The following is a 19,781-nucleotide window of genomic DNA, read 5'->3' as shown; positions in this document are numbered from 1 at the left end:
TTTTTGCTGGCTGGAACCGGGCCCCGATCGGGTTTCTCCGGTGTAGAGTCGTCGTGTCCGACATTCCGGCAAGAGGCGTGCTGATGATCCTGAGCGAGAAAGAGGCGGAGCTGCTGAAGATCCTCAGAAAGGACTCGAGGAAAACCGTCTCGGCGCTCGCCCGTGAGATGTCGCTGTCGCGTCCGACCGTGCAGTCGATGCTCGACCGCCTTGATGCGGTCGCCATCGACAAGTACACGGTCCAGTTGAAGCCGGAGTTCAACAACACCTTCATCCGCGCCTTCATTTTCATGATCCGCGACCCGAAGCACTGGGCGGAAATGCGGGCCGCGATGACGGAGATCGAAGAGGTGCGGTCGTTCCATACGATCACCGGTCAGTACGACGTGCTCGTCGAGCTCAAGGTCGACTCGGGCAACTTCTCCCGCATGGATCAGATCCTCACCCAGATCGTCGCGATGGATGGTGTCCATCGAACGCACACCGCGATGGTGCTGATGAGCAGCCATTCCGAAGACTGAGGCGCGCGCGGATGTCCGCGCGTGTCTGCAGCTGGGAAGGGATGATCCGCCGACCCCGAAGTGGGGCCGGCGTGGCGTGCAGGCGGCTTTCATCCTGATCCCGATCAGAACTTCTTCGAGAATCCGACGTGGAAGTAGCGACCGATCACGTCATAGGTGTTGGCGTCCGTATTGCCCTCGATCGGCGATGACAGCAGCGGTGCCTGCTTGTCGAACAGGTTCCGGACGCCGCCGAACACCTTGAAGGAGCCGTCGCCGAAGGCGTAGGAGGCGTTCAGATGGTGATACCAGTACGACGGCACTTCGGGATTGGTGATGCCTGCCCGGGGATTGGCGCTCCCTGCGTCGAGTGCGTTGGCGTACTTGCGGTCCTTCAACGACGAGATGTACTGCGTGGCCCATGTGACGTTGAGGCCACCGGTGCTCCAGTTGAGAAGCGTGTTGGCGGACCATTCCGGGATCGCTGCGATGTCGCCACCGACGGTGCCGACGCGGTCGATGACCGCCGAGCTCGGGTTGGCCTGGAAGGTGTTCTTCTCGACCCAGGTCAACAACGTGGTGAGCGCGAGTCGCGAACCGTTGCCCGGCAGTCCGAAACCATCGAGATTCCACGCATAGTTCGCGGCAACGTCGACACCGGAGGTCCGCAGCGCGCCGACATTGGCGAGTGGGACGCGGAAATCGGCGATTTCGTAGTTGGTCGGCGAACGCTGGATGGTCTGACAGAACTCGCTGTTGACATCGAGACTCTGGAAACAGGCGTTGAGTGTGCCGATAGCACCACCCGCCAGACGTTCGATCGCGTTCGAGATCTTGATGTCGTAGTAGTCCACGGTCACGTTGAGCGCGGGCAGCGAGGCCGGCGTCACGACGAAGCCGAGGGTGATGGTGTCGGACTCTTCCGGCTGCAGGTTCGGATTGGAGACGAGCAGGCCCGAAATTGCCGCACCGTTCTGCTGGTAGATCCCGATCTGGTCGGCCGGGATGCCCTGGGCGATGCACAGGTCGCGGATCGCCCCGGTCGGATTGGCCGTCGCCGAACAGGGCTCGACGATCTGCGGGAAGGTCTGGGTCGCGCCGCCGAACAGCTCGTTGATATTGGGCGCACGCGCGGCGCGCTGATAGACACCGCGCAAGCGGAACGAGGGATTCACCCGCCACTCGCCGCCGGCCTTGTACGTGCTCACGCTGCCGGCCAGCGAGTAGTCGGAGTAGCGGCCGGCGATCTCGAGGCCGATGTAATCGGCGAACGTGGCATCGGTCAGCAGCGGGATATTGGCCTCGCCATAGACTTCCCACACGTCGAACTCGCCCGCAGTCGCACTGCGCTCGCCGAAGCCGGCGGAGATGAAGTCCCGGACGATCGGTGCCGGATTGTCCTGCGCCGATACCGAGCGCCACTCGACGCCGAATGCCGATCCCACAGGGCCCGCCGGCAGATTGAACAGGTCGCCGGTGGCGGACGCCGAGAACACCTTCTCGGTCGTCTTGATCGTGCTGAGATTGTCCGAACGCAGGTAGGCGATCTGCGCAGGCGTCCACTCGGTCAGGCTGGTGATCAGCGAGCACGCGGGATTTCCGTTCGCACAGCGGGTCGGGTCGGTCGGGCTCGGGGTCGACGCCTCGACGATCGTTCGACGGGACACGTCGCCGAGCTGGATTTCGGTGGTGTCGACGGTGCTGTAGCTGTAGCTCGCATCCCATGCCCAGCCGGATTCGAACTGGCCCTTGAGGCCGCCAAGGATGCGCGAGGTGTCACGGTTGAAAGAGATTTCGCGTTTCGGGAACGAGTCAGGCACCAGGAAGCGGACGGCGAAGGGCGCATCCGGATCGGGTCGTGCGTCGAGCAGGGCACGGATTTCCGGGGAGATCCATGACGCGTTCGCAGGCATCGGCGGTGCGTTGAATGTGGCGCGCACGTTGGGCGCGGACGGAGACAACGCGGCGGCCGACCGGATCTTGTTATGGCTGATCTCGGCGTAGGCGCTGGTGTAGTCGTTGAAGAAGAATTCCGAGCGGCCGAAGATGTTGGTGCGCTCCATCGGTGTCTGGATGGCGTAGTCACCTGTCGCATCGAAGAACGCATCGCGCGCGGCGACGTACGGCGTCGGCACGAGATCGTTGAGCGCGTAGTCACGGTTGCTGAAGCCGCCGGATCCATTCGGCGTGGGAATCGCGAGCAGCGTGCCGCCGCGCCGGCTGGCCGAGCCCGTGCGCGTGAAGCCGTTACCGTTGTCGGCCAACGCGTAACGCGACAGGTCGCGCTGGTTGCCGCGCAGCAGTTCACGTTCTTCATAGTTGACGTGCAGCCACGCCGAGGCGCGCTCGCTGGCGCCGCCCATCGTCGCCGATGTGCTCCAGACACTGGCGTCGCCTTCGCCGGACATGCCGTACTGGGCCTCGACCTGCAGGCCTTCGAACTTGTCCTTCAGGATGAAGTTCACGACACCCGCCATCGCATCGGAGCCGTAAACCGCTGAGCCGCCACCTGTAACGATCTCGACTCGATCGACCAGCGACGCAGGAATGTTGTTGACGTCGACGACGCCGTTCGGGCCCGAACCGATGTAGCGCTTGCCGTTGACCAGGATCAGGCTGCGCTTCGCACCAAGGCCGCGCAGGTTCAGCGTGGAAGTCTGGTCGGAATCGCCGAAGACGTTGCTGGACTTGGTGTTGCCCGCGGTCAACTGCGGCAGGGTGTTGAGGTAGTCCTCCACCGACAACGACCCACTGATCTTCATCGTTTCCTGACTGATGCCGGTCACCGGCGTCGAGCTCATCAGGTTCTTGCTGCGGATACGCGAGCCCGTCACGACGACGTTGTCGAGCGTGACTGCGTCGTTGCTACCGGCTTGCGACGTGGTGCCGGTCGCCTGTGCGAAGGCGAACTGTGGCGCCGCCGCAACCAGCGCGATGGCAACGCCGCGGGTCAACAGGTGTGTCCGGAGTGGTTTGATGGTCATGTCGGTGTCCGTGTGCTCGGTTGTCGGATGGCGTGGATCGGAGAGGGGTACGGGTAAGGCGAAAGCGCGGCGTCGGTCAGGGCGTCTCGTTGCCGAACAGGGCGATCCAGTCGGCTTCGGCCTGCACCCGCGCGAAGAAGCTCCAGGTGTCAACCGTGGCGGCGATGCGCAGGAAGTCCTTGGCCTTGGCGGTCTCGCCGCGGACGAGCCAGTAGTTGGCCAACGAATAGGCGGTACCGGCGCTGATGGCGTCGGACGTGCTGAAGGCTTTGCCGCTGTCGAGGGTGCTGTAGTAGGTCTCGGGGTCGCGCAGATCCTTGTAGAGCTGGATCCCGTCGAAGTAGTAGTTCGCTTCGATGTTGTCCTTGAGATCGACGAGCGTCAGGGTGTAATCGGCGAGCAGGGCATCCGCCGCGTCGTAGCGCTGGCTGCGCGCCAAGCTCATGTATTGCCAGTAGACGCCGGCCGTAACGCTCGAGGCGTCCTGGGTGCCCGTTGCGACCTCGCGTGCCTTGCCGAACCAGTCCGCAGCCTGCGCGTAGTCCTGCTTGGCGAAGTAGGCGTGACCCAGGTGGTAGTAGAGATAGAACTGCACAACGTCCGCTGTGCTCGGGAAATAATCGGGTCCCAGTCGCTCGCGTTCGAGTGGCCGGTCGCGATAGAGCTGGGCGGAACGCAGACCGTCACCGATCGATCTATCGAACTCGCGCAGGTTGAAGTAGCGATGTGCGCGATGACGCAGGAGCTTGGCCGAATCCGGATGGCGTTCGAGTCCGGCGGAATACACCGCGACCGCCTCGCGGGCCAGGCCCTGGTAGCCGAGCAGGCGGCCGTACCAGGTGACGTTGTCGACGGTCGGCGCGGCTTCGTAAGCGGCTTTCGCCTCGGCGACTGCGCGTTGCAGGGCATCGTCGCTGGTGACGTTCATCGGGTTGGTGCTGGTGGTGTACATCGGCCGCCCGAACAGGTCATTGCCCTGCGGGTGACGGGTGTCGTCCCGGGCCGAGGCCGGATTGCAGACAGCGGAAAGCACGAGGGCGGCGAGCAGCGCCCCGAACACGGTCTTCGATTTCATGAAAGGTCCTGGAGTGGATCAGCCCACGACATCCGCATAGAGGCGCAGGACGTTGCCGCCCATGACCCGATCGATGTCGGCCTGCGAATAGCGGCGTTTCTTCAGTTCGTCCCGGATCACGTCCATGCGATGCGGTCCGTTGAGTCGTTCGAGATAGAGCGGCCAATCCTGTGGCGAGATCTGCGCACCTTCTTCCTGCAGCAGGATCGCGAGTTCTTCCGGTGTATCGGGGATGACGCGATGGTCGCGATCACTGCCGATGCCGACATGGTCGATCCCAGCGATCTGGATGGCGTGATCGATGTGATCGAAGTAGACGTCGAGGTTGTCGCTGCGCGCGTCGGTGAGAAACGTCCGGATCTGGGTGATGCCGACTACACCGCCGCCTGCCGCGACTGCACGCATGTTCTCGTCGGTGGTGTTGCGGCGATGGGCACGCAGCGCTTTGCATGCGGTGTGCGAGATCACCACTGGTCGCGAAGACGCAGCGATCGCATCGGCCATCGTGCGCATGCCGGCATGGGACAGATCGAGGAGCACTCGCTGGCGTTCCACTTCGGCGATCAGTGCGTGTCCGAACGGGGTCAGACCGGTATCCGGATTCTCGAAACAGCCCGAGCCGGCCCGGTTGTGCTGGTTGTAGGTGAGCTGGATGCTCGTGACCCCGAGTTGCCGCAGCAGTGCGACGCGTGTCAGGTCGCCCTCCACCGGCGAGGAGTCCTGCAGGTTGTAGAACACGGCCAACCGTCGCGACTCGACTGCTTCACGGACATCTGCGACGGCGTTCGCGCGCACGTACACGTCGGCGTGGCGCCGGAAGTAGACGTTGTAGTCGGCCAGATCTTTCAGCAGCAGGTCGAACGCATCGACTTCGGGGGCTTTCGGGTCAGTCAGCGTGATGGAGATCGCCCGCGTACCGCTGCTGAGGATCTGTTCGACCAGTTCAGGGGTGTAGACCGTCCGGACTTCTCCCAACGCATCGAAGACCACCGGCGGCAGGCCGGCCAGCGGATCAACGGGGGCTATCCTTATGGGCGCTGCATCGGCCCGGCCGCCGGCGAGCGCCAACGGAAGGCCATACATGGCCAGCTTCAGGGCATGGCGGCGCGTCCACGGTCCGGTTCCCATCGGTCGCCCCCCCGGGCAGTCAATCGTTCCAGCTTTGTGCGATGCAATAAATTTCTTTGCAATATGAAAAATGTAAAGAAAAACTGCTTCAGATCCCCATATGTGTAATTCAGGCATACAATTTGTGTAAAAAAAGTATCTTCATCAGAAACTTTTTCTACGTTGTGCATCCGTTCCGCGTTTTATAATTTGCGTCTCCAACGATTGGATTGCCCGCCATGGCCCTGCATCCCTACGACCTGTACGACGTGCGTTCGCTGCTGTCCGACGAGGAGCGGGCGGTGCAGGACGCGGTGGCGCGTTTCACCGACGAGCGGGTGCTGCCGATCATCGGCGACTGCTTCGACCAGGCGCGCTTTCCGGACGAATTGATCCCCGAGATGGCCAGTCTCGGCGTGCTCGGCGCGACGCTGCCGGAGGAATACGGCTGCGCCGGACTCAACTCGGTCAGCTACGGCCTGATCTGCCAGGAACTCGAGCGCGGAGATTCCGGGCTGCGCAGTTTCGCGAGCGTGCAGTCCTCGCTGTGCATGTATCCGATCTTCGCCTACGGCAGCGAAGCGCAGCGCCAGCGCTGGCTGCCGGACATGGCCAAGGGCGAGGTCATCGGCTGCTTCGGTCTGACCGAAGCGCATGGCGGCTCCGACCCGGCGAACATGAAGACCCACGCCAAACGCGACGGCGACGACTGGGTGCTCAACGGTTCGAAGATGTGGATCACCAACGGCAATCTGGCGCACGTCGCGATCGTCTGGGCGCAGACCGACGACGGCATCCAGGGCTTCCTCGTCGAGCGGGATTTTGCCGGGTTCACCGCGCAGGAGATCAAGCACAAGATGAGCCTGCGCGCGTCGGTGACCAGCGCGTTGTACTTCGATGGCGTGCGTGTGCCGGAGGCGAACCGCCTGCCGAACGTCAAGGGACTCAAGGGGCCGCTGGGCTGCCTGACGCAGGCGCGCTACGGCATCACCTGGGGGCCGATTGGCGCAGCCATCGCCTGTCTCGACGAGGCATTGAATTACTCCAAGGAACGCATCCTGTTCGAGCGCCCGGTCGCGGCGACGCAGAGTGCGCAGATCAAGATGGCCGACTGGGCGCGCCGCATCACCAGCGCGCAGCTGCTGTCGCTGCAGCTCGGCCGTCTGAAGGACGCCGGCAACATGCAACCCACGCAGGTGTCGCTGGCGAAGTGGAACAACTGCCGCATGGCGATCGACATCGCGCGCGAGGCGCGTGACCTGCTTGGCGGCGCCGGCATCACCACCGAACACAGCCCGATCCGCCACGCGCTCAACCTCGAATCGGTGATCACCTACGAGGGCACCGAGACCGTGCACCAGCTCGTGGTCGGACGCGAGCTGACCGGCATCAACGCGTTCTGAATCGAGGCGTCCGGGCGTCGTACATGCGTCCGGGTCCAGTGCCGCTGCAACGACGTTCCAGGAGACATGACGTGTCGTATCCGGATGTCCAGCTCGAAACCGAACGCCTGATCCTGCGCCTGCCGCGGCGCGAGGATTTCGAGCCCTACGCCGACTTTTCCAGCGACGAGGAGACCATGCGTCACCTCGGTGGTGTACAGCCACCGCCGGTCGCCTGGCGCAGCTTCGCCGGACTGCTGGGCAGTTGGCACCTGCTCGGATTCGGCATGTTTTCGGTGATCGAGAAAGCCAGTGGTGACTGGATCGGCCGGGTCGGGCCCTGGCAGCCGTTCGGCTGGCCGGGCACCGAGGTGGGTTGGAGCCTGCGTCGCGCATCGTGGGGGCAGGGCTACGGGCCTGAAGCGGCCGCCGCGACGATCGAGTGGGCGTTCGACACGCTCGGCTGGGACGAGGTGATCCACACCATCGCGCTGGCGAATTCCGGCTCAAAACGCGTCGCGGAAAAGCTGGGCTCCCGCTTTCTGCGCATGGGCCTGCTGCCTGCACCGTTCGACACCGACCAGGTGGAGATATGGGGCCAGTCGCGTGCGCAGTGGCAGGCGGGCGGGGCGACCCGCACGTGACCGTCGTCCACGGCTATTCGCCGTCCGGCAGCTGCCACAAGGTGCGTCTGCTGCTCGAGCAGCTGGGTCAGCCGTATACGTGGATCGAAACCGACAGCAGTCGCGGCGAGACGCGTACGCCGGCTTACCTCGCGAAGAATCCGAACGGCCAGGTGCCGATGCTGGAACTCGACGACGGCCGCGTACTGGTCGAGTCGAACGCGATCCTGTGTTTTCTCGCCGCCGGAACGCCGCTGCTGCCGAGCGATCCCTGGCAGCACGCGCAGGCGCTGCGCTGGATGTTCTTCGAGCAGTACAGCCATGAGCCGGCGATCGCGGTCGCGCGTTTCATCCGCGGCTGGACCGACGCCGATTCGCCGCGCCGCGCGGAGCTGCCCGCGCTGCAGGCGCGTGGCCACCGCGCGCTGGAGGTGATGGACAACCATCTTGCTGGCGGCGCGCCGTGGTTCTCCGGCAGCGCCTATGGCGTCGCCGATATCGCGCTGTTCGCCTATACCGCCGTCGCGCCCGACGGCGGCTTCGACCTGGCCCCGTATCCGGCGCTGCGCGATTGGCTCGCGCGCGTCCGCGGCACGCCGGGTTTCATCGACATTCCGGCGCCCGCGCCGGTCAACGCCGCGAGGCTCGCGGCCACGGACTGAAGGTGACTCGATGTTTGCAGTCGTTCCCGATCCGATCCCGGCCCGCATGAAGGGCCTCAACCGCGCCGAAATCTGCGACGCGAATTTCCAACAGTTCGTCCGCGAATGGGACGGCTCGCGCGACATGGCGCCGGCCGATCACGAGATGATCCTCGACGGCAGCGCGCTTGATGCACGTGGCTTCCGTGAGCTCTTCGAATCCCAGCTGATCAGCCGTCATCTCGATCTGATGGCGCGCGTGCTGCGCGTGCAGAACAAGGTCTTCTACACCATCGGTTCCAGTGGCCACGAAGGCAATGCGATGGTCGCGCGCGCCACGCGGCATACCGATCCGGCGTTCCTGCATTACCGCAGTGGCGGCTTCATGGCCGAGCGTTTCCGCAAGGTGCCGGGCATGGATCCGGTGATGGATTCGGCGCTGTCGTTCGCCGCCAGCGCGGACGATCCGGCCAGCGGCGGCCGGCATAAGGTCTGGGGCAGCAAACCGCTGTGGGTGTTGCCGCAGACCTCGACGATCGCCTCGCATCTGCCCAAGGCCCTTGGCACCGCGATCGCGATCGAGCACGCGCGTCGCATCGGTCATGCACTGCCGGTGCCGGCCGACAGCATCGTGGTGTGCTCGTTCGGTGATGCGTCGAGCAATCACGCGACCGCGCAGACCGCGTTCAACGCCGCGGCGTACAGCGCGTACCAGAAGCTGCCTGCGCCGGTGCTGTTCGTCTGCGAGGACAATGGCATCGGCATTTCGGTGAAGACGCCGGATGGCTGGATCGCGCGCAACTTCGCGAACCGGCCGGATCTCGATTACTTCGCGGCCGACGGGCTGGATCTGGCCTCCGGCTACGGCGATGTCGAACGCGCGGTCGCGCACTGCCGGCGCACACGGCGACCGACGTTCCTGCATCTGCGCACGACCCGGCTCATGGGCCACGCCGGCACGGACTTCGAGATCGAATGGCGCGCGCTGGCGGAGCTGTGCGCTGTCGAGGCCAGCGATCCGCTGCTGCGCGGCGCGGCGATTGCGCTCGAATCCGGACTGCTCTCGAAGAACGAACTGCTGGAACTGTACGAAGCCATGCGCGTGCGCTGTTTCGCCGCGGCTGAAGATGCCGACAGCCGTCCGCGCCTGACCCGGCTGGACGATGTGATGGCACCGCTCGCGCCGTATTCGCCCGAGCGGGTACACGCCGAAGCGACACGTGTGCCTGATGCCGATGCGCGCATCGCTGCCTTCGGCAGCGAGGCTGCGTTGCCCGAACGCCAGCCGCCGAAGCATCTGGCGGTGCAGATCAACCAGGCGCTGCACGACCTGTTCGCGAAATATCCCGAAGCGCTGCTGTTCGGCGAGGACGTCGCGCAGAAGGGCGGTGTCTATACCGTCACCAAGGGCCTGCAGAAGACCTTCGGTGGGCGGCGCGTGTTCAATACGCTGCTCGACGAAACGACGATTCTCGGTCTGGCCCAGGGTTTCGCGAATATGGGCATGCTCCCGCTGCCCGAGATCCAGTACCTCGCGTATTTCCACAATGCCGGTGACCAGATTCGCGGCGAGGCCGCGAGCCTGCAGTTCTTCAGCAACGGCCAGTACCGCAATCCGATGGTCGTGCGCATCGCGTCGCTGGGTTACCAGCGCGGCTTCGGCGGGCATTTTCACAACGACAATTCGATCGCGGCGCTGCGCGACATTCCAGGCATCGTCGTAGGCTGCCCCTCGCGCGGCGACGACGCGGCGACGATGCTGCGCTCGCTCACCGCGATGGCGAAGGTCGACGGTCGCGTGTGTCTGTTCCTTGAGCCGATCGCGCTGTACATGACCAAGGATCTGTATGCGGCCGGCGACGGTGCATGGTCGACGGCCTATCCGCCGCCGGACCAGGCGATGCCGTTCGGCGAAGCGCGTGTCTACGACGCGGAGGCCACCGATCTGGTCGTGCTGACGTTCGGCAACGGCGTGCCGATGAGCCTGCGCGCGGCGCGGCTGATCGAAGCCGAGCGCGGCTGGAAGGTGCGTGTGGTCGATCTGCGCTGGCTGCTGCCGCTCAACGAAGGCGAGATCGCCCACCATGTCGGCGAATGCGCACGCGTGCTGGTCGTCGACGAGGGGCGTCGCAGCGCGGGTGTGGGCGAGGGCATCGTCACTGCGATCGCCGAAGCGGGCTTCGGCGACATGCCGCTGCGTCGCGTGGTGGGCGCCGACACCTTCACGCCGCTGGCGGGTGCGGCGTTCCTGGTGATTCCGTCTGAGGCGGACATCGTTGCGGCGGCGCTGACGATGGTGTGAGGCGCAGCGATTGCTTTGCATCTCCATTGGCGACGGTTATCGCTCGGTTCGCGATGACGTGCGCGTCTGCCCTCACCCCAACCCCTCTCCCTGAGGGAGAGGGGCTCGAATTCCCTTCTGACATTGCATGTGGTGCGGGTTGCGCGAAGCTGACACCGTCGCGCGTCTTCCAGTCATTCAGTCCGCCAAGCGCACCCGCACTTCCACGCGCCGGTTTGGCGCCAGGCACGTGATCAGCGCCTGGCCGCGCTCCGACGTGCACTCGGTCACCGGCTCGACATCGCCACGACCCACCGCGGTGATGCGGTCCGACGGCACGCCGTTTTCGACCAGATAAGCGCGCACGGCCTCGGCGCGGCGGTTCGACAGGCGGAGGTTGCCCTGTGGGTTGCCGATGCGGTCGCTGTGACCGATGACGTGGACGACATCGAGCGTGCGGCCCGACAGGCGACCGGCGAGTGCATCGAGTGCCGCGCGGCCTGCCGGGCTGATGTCTCGGATATCGGCCTTGCCGAATGCGAACAGACCGTCGGCGTCGAGCTGTTCGACGAACGCGGTGGGTTCGGGCGGCGGCGGTGGCGGCGCGGGCGGTTGTACCGGCTTGGAGCTGGCGCAGGCGGCGAGTACACACGCGACAACAGACGCGGCAAATGCCGCGGACAGCGAACTGTGCTTCATGACGACCCCTTGGATGGTTCCCCTGATCCATGTCGCCACACCGGCCTCGGCCTGTGCGGCGACGGCTTCGACATTCCCCCGGGCGCGTGCGCCCCCTGTCGCGGCCGAGCATAGCAGCCGGATCACGACAGTCGGATGGCGATCAGGGCGGGCCGGAAACGCCCGTGGGATCAGCGGGCGAGGCCGTCCAGCAGCGGCGTGTCGACCACATCGACCCCGCCGATCTGCAGCGGGGTATCGGCCCGTTCGAGCGGCAGCACGGCCAGCGCAAGATCGCCGGCCACGGAGACGACCTTGCCCAGCGTCTGTTCGCCGGACCGCACGTCTTCGCCAGCTGCGGCATCGGCAGCGCCGCGCAGAACGGCCAGGCCGCGTTTTGCCTGCCCGAGGAAGTGCGTGCGCGCGACGATTTCCTGTCCCGGATAGCAGCCCTTGGCGACGCTGAAGGCGCGCAGACGTTCCAGCGACAGCTGCTGCGGCGTCCACTGCTCGCGCTGGTCCGCGTCGAGGCGGGGCAGGCCGTGGGCAATGTCGAACGCGCGCCAGCGCCGCTGCGCATCGGCATCGGGTGCGGCGTTGGGATCGGTTGCGTGCAGTACGAGCGTGCGCGGTTCGGCGGGCGAGCCAAAGTCCAGTTCGATTCCGACGGCGCCGATTGCCGCGGTCGCGTTCTGCGCGATCGACGGTGATGCGAACCGTCCCGTCGCATAAACGTCGCTGCGCACCTCGATCGAGACCTTGCTGCGGAAGACGTAGCGTTTCAGCGATGTCGCCAATGCATCCACATCGGCATCGAGCACGATCAGATCGAGCCGTTCGGCACTGTGGCGAAGCACGGCGAACAGGGCGATCACGCGTCCCTTCGGGGTCAACCAACCGCTCCACTGCCACTGTCCGTCGCCGAGCGTCGCGATGTCGCTCATGAACTGTGCTTGCGCGAATGCGATGCAATCGCGTCCGCGAAGCGTCAACGACGCGATGTCCGGAAGCGCGAATGCAGCAACGGAAGTGGATTGCAGCTTGTCTGACATGCCTGTGGGAACTAAAATTGAACGAATGACCAATCCGGACATCATAGGCGAGGACACGGACACACCGTCGTCGACGCCTGCGGAAATGCCTGTTCCGGCATCGCCGCCCGCAGAAGAGATCGGAGGCCGCAACGGTCTCGATCCCACGCGGTATGGCGACTGGGAAAAGAACGGTCGTTGCATCGATTTTTGATCCGTCACGTCGTGTCTGGCGGGCAGATCCGCAATACCAGCCACGCGGCGAGACGCCGCCAGCGAGGAGAGCAGTACAACGATGGCACACCGTAACCGCCCCCTGTCACCGTTCATGCTCGGCACGCTCTATCGCCTGCAGATCACGTCGGTGATGTCCCTGATGCACCGGGTCACCGGCATCATCGCCTCGGTCGGTGCATTCGGCCTCGCCTGGTGGTTGCTGGCGGTCGCGCAAGGCGGCGACGCCTACGCGAACGCATCGGCCTGCCTCGGTTCGCCGCTCGGCACGCTCGCGCTCATCGCGTTCTCGTTCGCGCTGGTCTATCACCTGCTCAACGGCATCCGCCACCTGATGTGGGATGCGGGCATGGGCTTCGAACTGCCGGAGGTCTATCGCTCCGGGTACACCGTGATCACCCTGGCCGTCGTGCTGACCGCCGTGATCTGGTTCATTGCATTGCGGGGTGGCGCATGAGCGAGTCCAAGACGCCGGACCAGGCCGTGCAGCGGCCTGATTTCCGTACGCCGGTCGGTCGCGCTCGCGGCCTCGGTTCGGGCAAGACCGGTACCGGTCATTTCTGGTGGCAGCGTGTCACCGCCGTGGCACTGGTGCCGCTGGTCGCGTGGTTCATCGGCACGCTGGTGTCGCTCGCCGGCGCCGACCTCGTCACCGTGCAGACGGTCATCGCGCGTCCGTTCAATGCGATCGCCTTCGCGCTGTTCGCCATTGCGATGTTCTGGCACGCCAAGCTCGGCCTGCAGGTGGTGATCGAGGATTACATCCACCAGCGCGCGCTGGAGGTCAGCCTCCAGCTCCTCGTCACATTCGCCTGCGCCGCTGGCGCGCTCGCATCGCTGTACGCGATTGCGCGCATCGCACTGCTGGGCTGAGAACCACATGACCAACGCTTACAAGATCACCGAACACACCTACGACATGATCGTCGTCGGCGCCGGCGGCGCTGGCCTGCGCGCGACCTTCGGCCTGGCCCACAAGGGCCTGCAGACCGCATGTCTGACCAAGGTCTTCCCGACGCGCTCGCACACCGTGGCAGCGCAGGGCGGCATCTCTGCAGCCCTCGGCAACATGGGCGACGACGACTGGCGCTACCACTTCTACGACACGATCAAGGGCTCCGACTGGCTGGGCGACCAGGACGCCATCCAGTACATGTGCCGCGAGGCCATCCCCGCGATCATCGAGCTCGAGCACCAGGGCGTGCCGTTCTCGCGCACCGAAGAAGGCAAGATCTACCAGCGTCCGTTCGGCGGCATGACCACCGAATACGGCAAGGGCATCGCCCAGCGCACCTGCGCGGCGGCCGACCGCACCGGCCACGCGATCCTGCACACGCTCTACCAGCAGTCGCTGGCGCATGACGCGCGGTTCTTCATCGAGTACTTCGCGCTCGACCTGATCATGGACGAGGACGGCGCCTGCCGTGGCGTGCTCGCACTCGACATGGCCGAGGGCACGTTGCACCTGTTCCGCGCCCAGGGCGTGGTGCTGGCGACCGGCGGCTATGGCCGCGCGTACTTCTCCGCGACCTCCGCGCACACCTGCACCGGCGACGGTGGCGGCATGGCGCTGCGCGCCGGTCTGGGTCTGCAGGACATGGAGTTCGTGCAGTTCCACCCGACCGGCATCTACGGCGCGGGTTGTCTGATCACCGAAGGCGTGCGCGGCGAAGGCGGCATTCTGCGCAACGCCAGTGGCGAGCGCTTCATGGAGCGCTACGCACCGAATGCCAAGGATCTCGCCTCGCGCGACGTCGTCTCGCGTTCGATGACGATGGAAATCCGCGAAGGCCGCGGCGTCGGCGAGCACAAGGATCACATCCATCTGGATCTGACCCATCTCGACCCGAAGGAAATCCACGAGAAACTGCCCGGCATCGCCGAGAGCGCGCGGATCTTCGCCGGTGTCGACGTCGAGAAGCAGCCGATTCCGGTGATTCCGACCGTCCACTACAACATGGGCGGCATTCCGACCAACTACCACGGCGAAGTCGTGCAGTTGAAGGACGGCAATCCGGATGCGGTGGTCCCGGGCCTGTACGCGATCGGCGAAGCTGCCTGCGTGTCGGTGCACGGCGCCAACCGTCTGGGCTCGAACTCGCTGCTCGACCTGGTGGTGTTCGGTCGCGCGGTGGCCAATCGCTGCGCCGAGACGCTCACGCCGGGCGCGCGCCACAAGCCGCTCGCCAAGGATGCCTGCGACAAGTCGCTGGCCAACCTCGACGCGCTGCGTCATGCGACCGGCGGCACGCCGACCTCGGTGATCCGCGACAACATGCAGCGCACGATGCAGAACGACGCCGCGGTGTTCCGCACCAGCAAGACGCTGGCCGAGGGCGTCGACAAGATCCGCGAGATCCACGCCTCGTTCGCCGACGTCAAGGTCAGCGACCGCTCGATGGTGTGGAACTCGGATCTGATCGAGACCATGGAACTGCAGAACCTTCTGGGACAGGCGCTGGTCACCATCGTCTCGGCCGAGAACCGCAAGGAATCCCGAGGCGCGCACGCGCACGAGGACTTCCCGGACCGTGACGACGAGAACTGGCACAAGCACACGCTGTGCTGGGCCGACAATGCCGGCAACACGACGATCGATTACCGCCCGGTGCACATGTACACGCTCGACGACGAAGTCGAAGTCGTGCCGCCGAAAGCACGCGTTTACTGAGCCGGGGAACCCAGATGGCAGAATTTTCGCTTCCGAAGAATTCCAAGGTGCAGCAGGGCCGGCACTTCCCGGCCACGGGCGCCAAGCGCACGCGCACCTTCAAGGTCTATCGCTGGAACCCCGACGACGGCCGCAACCCGTCGACGGACACTTACGAGATCGATCTCGACAAGTGCGGTCCGATGGTTCTCGACGCGCTGATCAAGATCAAGAACGAGATCGATCCGACGCTGACCTTCCGCCGTTCGTGCCGCGAGGGCATCTGCGGTTCGTGCGCGATGAACATCGACGGCACGAACACGCTGGCCTGCACCCGCGCGATCGAGGACTGCAAGAAGGCCGAGGTGCCGATCTACCCGCTGCCGCACATGGAAGTGGTCAAGGATCTGGTGCCCGATCTGACCCACTTCTACGCGCAGTACGCGTCGATCCAGCCGTGGATCCGCACGCAGAGCGCGGCGCCGCCGGACCGCGAGCGTCTGCAGTCCAAGGAAGACCGCGCCAAGCTCGACGGTCTGTACGAGTGCATCCTGTGCGCCTGCTGCTCGACCAGCTGCCCGAGCTACTGGTGGAACGGCGAGCGGTATCTCGGCCCGGCCGTGCTGCTGCAGGCCTACCGCTGGATCATCGACAGCCGCGACGAAGACACCGGTGCGCGTCTGGACGATCTGGAAGATCCGTTCAAGCTCTATCGCTGCCACACGATCATGAACTGTGCCCGGACCTGCCCGAAGGGCCTGAATCCGGCGAAAGCGATCGGCGAGATCAAGCAGCTGATGCTGGCGCGTCGCGGCTGATCGGCAGGCGTCTGGTCGATGCGATGCATCGATCGGACGCGCCGAGGATGCGCAACCGTGTGCTCGAGGCCCGTCATTCCGGGTTTTCTGGAATGACGGCTGAGCATGCTCGGCCTGTACGGGATTGAGGGCGGCATGACCTACGACGACGCCACCGAACTCCGTCGCCTGCGCTGGCGCAGCCGGCGTGGCATGCGCGAGCTCGACCGCTTGTTCGAGCGCTGGCTCGACCGCTGCTGGGCGACATCCACCGAAGCCGAGCGCGAGGTTTTCCGACGACTGCTGGACTGCGAGGACGATAGGCTCTGGAAGTGGTTCCTCGGCCATGAGCGTTCCGACGATGCGCAGCTCGACACCCTCGTCCAGTCGATCCGGCAGCTCCCGCCCGGCTGAGCCATTGCCGCTGCGGCTGGCGTGGCGACCTTCGATCCTGCTGCAGACCGCGCTCGCAGCGATCGGCTTCTGTGCGTGCATCGCGCTGTGGCTGTCCGAACTGCCGATGATCGCCACCCTCTGCGCGATGCCGGTGGTCATCGCCGCGAGCCTGCATCGCATCGCCGTCGAGCGACGTGCACCGGTGCGCGCACTCGTGATCGATGCCGCAGGTGCCGCCCACCTCGATGGCGTCGTTCTCGATACGCCGCAACTCGAATGGCGCGGCCCGCTGGCGGTCCTGCGCTGGCGCGACGGGCGCCGCGTGCGTCGCCTGCTGTGGTGGCCCGATACGCTGCCGCCGCCCGCGCGACGTGAACTCCGTCTGGCCGCGTCCGCGCTCGTGACGCGACCGACACCGGATTCGATGGCACCATAGCGGCGCCCCGGGCGGGCGGCGTACCGGCCCGGCGGCCGCGGACGCCGCGGCCCCCATGACCGGACGTCCATGCTCAGACCCATTCCTGCCGCCATCGGCCTGCGTTATCTCAGGGCCAAGCGGCGCAACGGCTTCATCTCCTTCATCTCGCTGGCCTCGATCCTCGGCATCGCCATCGGCGTGACCGTACTGATCACGACGCTCGCGGTGATGAGCGGCTTCCAGAAGGAAATCCGCGACCGCATGCTCGGCATGGTCGCGCACGCGACGATCAGCGCCGACGGCGACACGCTGTCGAACTGGCAACGCGCGGTCGATGTCGCGCGCGAGGATCCCCGCGTCGCCGGCGCCGCGCCCTACGTCGACACGCAGGCCCTGCTGCGCGGCAGTCGCAACGAGCCTGCCGCGGTGCGCGCGATCGTGCCGGAGGACGAAGCGCAGGTGTCCGACCTCACCACGTCGATGGTCATCGGCAAGCTCGAGGATCTGCAGCCGGGCACGTTCAACATCGTGCTCGGGCGCGAACTCGCGCTGTGGCTCGGTGTCGGCGTCGGCGACAGTGTCATCGTGACCACCGACTTCCAGGTCACGCCGATGGGCGCGGTGCCGCAGCTCAAACGCTTCACCGTCAGCGGCATTTTCGAGGCCGGCTACCAGGATTTCGACCGGCGCCTCGCGGTGGTCAATCTCAGCGATGCGCAGCGGCTGTTGCGGATCGGCGACGGCGTGACCGGCGTGCGTCTGAAACTGCACGACATGGATCGCGCGCAGCAGGTCACGCGCGACCTCGTGCACAAGCTCGGCGGCGTGTACCGGGTGAGCGACTGGAGCATCGAGAACGCGAACATGTTCCGCGCACTCAAACTCGAGAAGACGATGATCGGCATCCTGCTGTCGCTGATCATCGTCATGGGCTCGTTCAATCTCGTCGCGTCGCAGGTGAGCCTGGTGACCGACAAACAGGCTGACATCGCGATCCTGCGCACGCTGGGGCTCACGCCCGGCGGGGTCATGCAGGTGTTCATGGTGCAGGGCACGATGATCGGGGTGATCGGCACGATCCTCGGCATCACCGGTGGGCTGCTGCTGACCTTCAATCTCGAACACATCCTCGGCGCGATCGAACGCCTGTTCGGCGTCGTGCTGATGCCCGAGGACGTCTATTACGTGACCGGTCTGCCGATCGATCTGCAGGTCAGCGACGTGGTGATGATCGCCAGCGTCGCGCTGGTGATGGCCTTCCTCGCGACGATCTATCCGGCACTGCGCGCGGCGCGCACGGCACCGGCGGAGGCGCTGCGCTATGAGTGACACGATCACGGCTGCACCCACGACCGCGCCCGATACCGTCGTGCTCGCGGCCGAAGGCCTGGGCAAGACCTACGCCGAAGGCACCTTGGACACGCCCGTGTTCGACGGCCTGGACTTCGCGGTGCGTGCCGGCGAGACCGTCGCGATTCTCGGCGCATCCGGCGCCGGCAAGAGCACGCTGCTGCATCTGCTCGGCGGGCTGGATACGCCGACGGCTGGCGAGGTGTACGTGTCCGGCCAGAAGATGAGCACGCTGTCGAACGCCGCGCGCGGCACGTTGCGCAATCGCTCGCTGGGCTTCGTCTACCAGTTCCATCACCTGCTGCCCGAGTTCACGGCGCTGGAGAACGTCATGCTGCCGGCGCTGCTCAACGGTGCCAGCGATGCCGACGCAACGAAGCGTTCGCGCGATCTGCTGGAGACCGTCGGTCTCGGCCATCGTCTGGCCCACAAGCCGGGCGAGCTGTCGGGCGGCGAGCGTCAACGAGCTGCGGTCGCGCGTGCGCTGGTCAACAAGCCGGCCTGCGTGCTCGGTGACGAGCCGACCGGCAATCTCGACGAGCGTACTGCGGCCACGGTGTTCGAGCTGATGCTCGAACTCAACCGCGCGCAGCACACCAGCCTGGTGCTGGTGACGCATGACCGCCGGCTCGCGCGCAAACTCGACCGGGTCATGGAGCTGCATCAGGGCAAGCTGCGCGAGGTCGCGAAAGACGACGTCTGAGGTTGCTGCGCGCGGCAGCTGCCGCGCCTGCAGGATCTATTCGCTCGGCTTCGCTGCTTCAGTCGGCCGCTGTGTCGCGGCCCGGCGCGACAGCACCGCTTCGCGGTGCGCGATGTACCCGTTCGCACCGAACACGATGCCGGCACCGATCGCGGTCCACATGTCGATGACCTCGCCGAACAGCAGCCAGCCGAACAACACGACGATCGGCAGCTGCACGAAGCTGATCGGCTGCAGCGCGGACACTTCGCCCAGGCGCAGCGCCCGCGTCCACAGCCATTGGCCCAACGTGCCGAGCACGCCGGTCGCGACCAGCCACAGCCACACCGTCGGGCCCGGCCAGACCCACTGGAACAGGGCGGGTATCAGCGAAAACGGCACCCACAGCAGGTAGGTGTAGAACACGATCGTGTCCGGCGGATCCAGCTTCGAAAGCTGCTTCATCTGGATCGCGACCAGCGCCGCGAGCAGCGCGCCGACCACCGGTACCAGCATTGCAGCCGTGAACGCCACGCCCGGTCGCAGGATCACCAGCACGCCGAGAAAACCGGCGGACACCGCCATCCAGCGCCGGATGCGCACGATCTCGCCGAGCCAGATCACCGCGGCGATCGTCGCGAACAGCGGCGCCGCATACGACAGCGAGATCGCCTGCGACAACGGCAGATGGCCGATCGCCCAGAACGCGCACAGCATCGAGCCGAGTCCGACGACGGTGCGGATCACGTAGCGGCCCAGATTGCGCGTGCGCGGCAGGCCGGCGCCGCTGCGCAGGAGGATCGGCAGCAGGGCGAGCAGGCCGAAGAAGTTGCGGAAGAACGCGACTTCCGTGGTCGGGATGGTGGCCGACGCGTAGCGGATCGCGATCGCCATCAGCGCAAACGCCGAGGTGCTGCCGAGCATCAGCAGCGCGGCCTGTCCCTGCACGGTC

Annotated in this window: 20 protein-coding genes; 14 read left to right on the top strand and 6 right to left on the bottom strand. The window is 65.7% G+C overall.

What is annotated here, in order from left to right:
* Window positions 1-53: 53 nt before the first annotated feature.
* A complete protein-coding gene (locus AC3A4E_RS11285; RefSeq protein WP_487631557.1) occupies window positions 54-521 on the top strand; it encodes an Lrp/AsnC family transcriptional regulator in 468 nt (155 codons plus the stop codon).
* 104 nt (window positions 522-625) lie between these two features.
* On the opposite strand, the gene AC3A4E_RS11280 is transcribed toward AC3A4E_RS11285, so the two are convergent.
* The 3 genes from AC3A4E_RS11280 to AC3A4E_RS11270 all read right to left on the bottom strand — a co-directional run bounded on the left by AC3A4E_RS11280 (window position 626) and on the right by AC3A4E_RS11270 (window position 5,804).
* The gene (locus AC3A4E_RS11280; protein WP_487631556.1) at window positions 626-3,484 is read right to left on the bottom strand and encodes a TonB-dependent receptor domain-containing protein; all 2,859 of its coding nucleotides are present in this window, start codon (window positions 3,482-3,484) and stop codon (window positions 626-628) included.
* A 76-nt stretch (window positions 3,485-3,560) separates the two neighbouring features.
* On the bottom strand, window positions 3,561-4,559 hold the full coding sequence (locus AC3A4E_RS11275) for a tetratricopeptide repeat protein (RefSeq protein ID WP_487631555.1): 999 nt from the start codon (window positions 4,557-4,559) through the stop codon (window positions 3,561-3,563).
* 18 nt (window positions 4,560-4,577) lie between these two features.
* The gene (locus tag AC3A4E_RS11270) at window positions 4,578-5,804 is read right to left on the bottom strand and encodes a dipeptidase (protein ID WP_487631554.1); all 1,227 of its coding nucleotides are present in this window, start codon (window positions 5,802-5,804) and stop codon (window positions 4,578-4,580) included.
* Window positions 5,805-5,905: 101 nt separating this feature from the next.
* On the opposite strand from AC3A4E_RS11270, the gene AC3A4E_RS11265 reads away from it, so the two are divergent.
* The 4 genes from AC3A4E_RS11265 to AC3A4E_RS11250 are packed head-to-tail and all read left to right on the top strand — an operon-like array spanning window position 5,906 to window position 10,614.
* Window positions 5,906-7,069, top strand: coding sequence for an acyl-CoA dehydrogenase family protein (locus tag AC3A4E_RS11265; RefSeq protein ID WP_487631553.1), 1,164 nt, complete (start codon window positions 5,906-5,908; stop codon window positions 7,067-7,069).
* 23 nt (window positions 7,070-7,092) lie between these two features.
* Window positions 7,093-7,692, top strand: coding sequence for a GNAT family N-acetyltransferase (locus AC3A4E_RS11260; protein WP_487631552.1), 600 nt, complete (start codon window positions 7,093-7,095; stop codon window positions 7,690-7,692).
* Window positions 7,689-8,333, top strand: a complete 645-nt coding sequence (locus tag AC3A4E_RS11255; protein WP_487631551.1) for a glutathione S-transferase family protein — start codon at window positions 7,689-7,691, stop codon at window positions 8,331-8,333. Before AC3A4E_RS11260 ends, AC3A4E_RS11255 begins: the two co-directional genes overlap by 4 nt.
* A gap of 10 nt (window positions 8,334-8,343) precedes the next feature.
* On the top strand, window positions 8,344-10,614 hold the full coding sequence (locus tag AC3A4E_RS11250; protein ID WP_487631550.1) for a thiamine pyrophosphate-dependent enzyme: 2,271 nt from the start codon (window positions 8,344-8,346) through the stop codon (window positions 10,612-10,614).
* 177 nt (window positions 10,615-10,791) lie between these two features.
* Here the strand turns inward: AC3A4E_RS11250 and AC3A4E_RS11245 are convergent, their stop codons facing one another.
* Window positions 10,792-11,292: an OmpA family protein gene (locus AC3A4E_RS11245; RefSeq protein ID WP_487631549.1), complete on the bottom strand. Its 501-nt coding sequence runs from the start codon at window positions 11,290-11,292 to the stop codon at window positions 10,792-10,794.
* A 170-nt stretch (window positions 11,293-11,462) separates the two neighbouring features.
* Complete coding sequence (gene ygfZ / locus AC3A4E_RS11240) at window positions 11,463-12,323, bottom strand: CAF17-like 4Fe-4S cluster assembly/insertion protein YgfZ (protein ID WP_487631548.1); 861 nt, start codon at window positions 12,321-12,323, stop codon at window positions 11,463-11,465.
* Between ygfZ and AC3A4E_RS11235 the strand changes: the two genes are divergently transcribed.
* The 9 genes from AC3A4E_RS11235 (at window position 12,205) to lolD (ending at window position 18,850) form a co-directional block, all read left to right on the top strand.
* Window positions 12,205-12,516, top strand: coding sequence for a DUF1674 domain-containing protein (locus AC3A4E_RS11235; protein ID WP_487631547.1), 312 nt, complete (start codon window positions 12,205-12,207; stop codon window positions 12,514-12,516). The two genes, ygfZ and AC3A4E_RS11235, sit on opposite strands and share 119 nt — an antisense overlap.
* 114 nt (window positions 12,517-12,630) lie before the next feature.
* Entirely contained in the window at window positions 12,631-12,993 is a 363-nt protein-coding gene (sdhC, locus tag AC3A4E_RS11230) for a succinate dehydrogenase, cytochrome b556 subunit (RefSeq protein ID WP_487632062.1), read from the top strand.
* The gene (sdhD, locus tag AC3A4E_RS11225; RefSeq protein ID WP_232135772.1) at window positions 12,990-13,409 is read left to right on the top strand and encodes a succinate dehydrogenase, hydrophobic membrane anchor protein; all 420 of its coding nucleotides are present in this window, start codon (window positions 12,990-12,992) and stop codon (window positions 13,407-13,409) included. The genes sdhC and sdhD overlap by 4 nt, the downstream gene beginning before the upstream one ends.
* A gap of 7 nt (window positions 13,410-13,416) precedes the next feature.
* Window positions 13,417-15,207: a succinate dehydrogenase flavoprotein subunit gene (gene sdhA / locus AC3A4E_RS11220; protein ID WP_487631546.1), complete on the top strand. Its 1,791-nt coding sequence runs from the start codon at window positions 13,417-13,419 to the stop codon at window positions 15,205-15,207.
* A gap of 14 nt (window positions 15,208-15,221) precedes the next feature.
* Entirely contained in the window at window positions 15,222-16,004 is a 783-nt protein-coding gene (locus AC3A4E_RS11215; protein ID WP_487628161.1) for a succinate dehydrogenase iron-sulfur subunit, read from the top strand.
* Between the two features lie 135 nt (window positions 16,005-16,139).
* Window positions 16,140-16,397, top strand: coding sequence for an FAD assembly factor SdhE (locus AC3A4E_RS11210; protein WP_332077025.1), 258 nt, complete (start codon window positions 16,140-16,142; stop codon window positions 16,395-16,397).
* 4 nt (window positions 16,398-16,401) lie between these two features.
* Complete coding sequence (locus AC3A4E_RS11205) at window positions 16,402-16,815, top strand: hypothetical protein (protein ID WP_487631545.1); 414 nt, start codon at window positions 16,402-16,404, stop codon at window positions 16,813-16,815.
* Window positions 16,816-16,884: 69 nt separating this feature from the next.
* The gene (locus tag AC3A4E_RS11200) at window positions 16,885-18,126 is read left to right on the top strand and encodes a lipoprotein-releasing ABC transporter permease subunit (protein WP_487631544.1); all 1,242 of its coding nucleotides are present in this window, start codon (window positions 16,885-16,887) and stop codon (window positions 18,124-18,126) included.
* Complete coding sequence (gene lolD / locus AC3A4E_RS11195; RefSeq protein WP_487631543.1) at window positions 18,119-18,850, top strand: lipoprotein-releasing ABC transporter ATP-binding protein LolD; 732 nt, start codon at window positions 18,119-18,121, stop codon at window positions 18,848-18,850. Before AC3A4E_RS11200 ends, lolD begins: the two co-directional genes overlap by 8 nt.
* A gap of 36 nt (window positions 18,851-18,886) precedes the next feature.
* Here the strand turns inward: lolD and AC3A4E_RS11190 are convergent, their stop codons facing one another.
* A complete protein-coding gene (locus AC3A4E_RS11190) occupies window positions 18,887-19,753 on the bottom strand; it encodes a DMT family transporter (RefSeq protein ID WP_487632061.1) in 867 nt (288 codons plus the stop codon).
* Window positions 19,754-19,781 lie beyond the last annotated feature (28 nt).

The organism is Luteimonas sp. Soil_N_1 (assembly GCF_057656255.1).
The sequence above is the reverse complement of the archived record's forward strand: the minus strand, read 5'-3'. Positions and strand labels throughout refer to the sequence as shown.

Coding starts and splice junctions, on each gene's coding strand:
- AC3A4E_RS11280 (WP_487631556.1), bottom strand. CDS start 3,484: ATGACCATCAAACCACTCCGGACACACCTGTTGACCCGCGGCGTTGCC.
- AC3A4E_RS11275 (WP_487631555.1), bottom strand. CDS start 4,559: ATGAAATCGAAGACCGTGTTCGGGGCGCTGCTCGCCGCCCTCGTGCTT.
- AC3A4E_RS11270 (WP_487631554.1), bottom strand. CDS start 5,804: ATGCCTGAATTACACATATGGGGATCTGAAGCAGTTTTTCTTTACATT.
- AC3A4E_RS11265 (WP_487631553.1), top strand. CDS start 5,906: ATGGCCCTGCATCCCTACGACCTGTACGACGTGCGTTCGCTGCTGTCC.
- AC3A4E_RS11260 (WP_487631552.1), top strand. CDS start 7,093: ATGCGTCCGGGTCCAGTGCCGCTGCAACGACGTTCCAGGAGACATGAC.
- AC3A4E_RS11250 (WP_487631550.1), top strand. CDS start 8,344: ATGTTTGCAGTCGTTCCCGATCCGATCCCGGCCCGCATGAAGGGCCTC.
- AC3A4E_RS11245 (WP_487631549.1), bottom strand. CDS start 11,292: ATGAAGCACAGTTCGCTGTCCGCGGCATTTGCCGCGTCTGTTGTCGCG.
- AC3A4E_RS11235 (WP_487631547.1), top strand. CDS start 12,205: ATGTCGCTCATGAACTGTGCTTGCGCGAATGCGATGCAATCGCGTCCG.
- ygfZ (WP_487631548.1), bottom strand. CDS start 12,323: ATGTCAGACAAGCTGCAATCCACTTCCGTTGCTGCATTCGCGCTTCCG.
- sdhC (WP_487632062.1), top strand. CDS start 12,631: ATGCTCGGCACGCTCTATCGCCTGCAGATCACGTCGGTGATGTCCCTG.
- sdhD (WP_232135772.1), top strand. CDS start 12,990: ATGAGCGAGTCCAAGACGCCGGACCAGGCCGTGCAGCGGCCTGATTTC.
- sdhA (WP_487631546.1), top strand. CDS start 13,417: ATGACCAACGCTTACAAGATCACCGAACACACCTACGACATGATCGTC.
- AC3A4E_RS11215 (WP_487628161.1), top strand. CDS start 15,222: ATGGCAGAATTTTCGCTTCCGAAGAATTCCAAGGTGCAGCAGGGCCGG.
- AC3A4E_RS11210 (WP_332077025.1), top strand. CDS start 16,140: ATGACCTACGACGACGCCACCGAACTCCGTCGCCTGCGCTGGCGCAGC.
- AC3A4E_RS11200 (WP_487631544.1), top strand. CDS start 16,885: ATGCTCAGACCCATTCCTGCCGCCATCGGCCTGCGTTATCTCAGGGCC.
- lolD (WP_487631543.1), top strand. CDS start 18,119: ATGAGTGACACGATCACGGCTGCACCCACGACCGCGCCCGATACCGTC.
- AC3A4E_RS11190 (WP_487632061.1), bottom strand. CDS start 19,753: ATGCTCGGCAGCACCTCGGCGTTTGCGCTGATGGCGATCGCGATCCGC.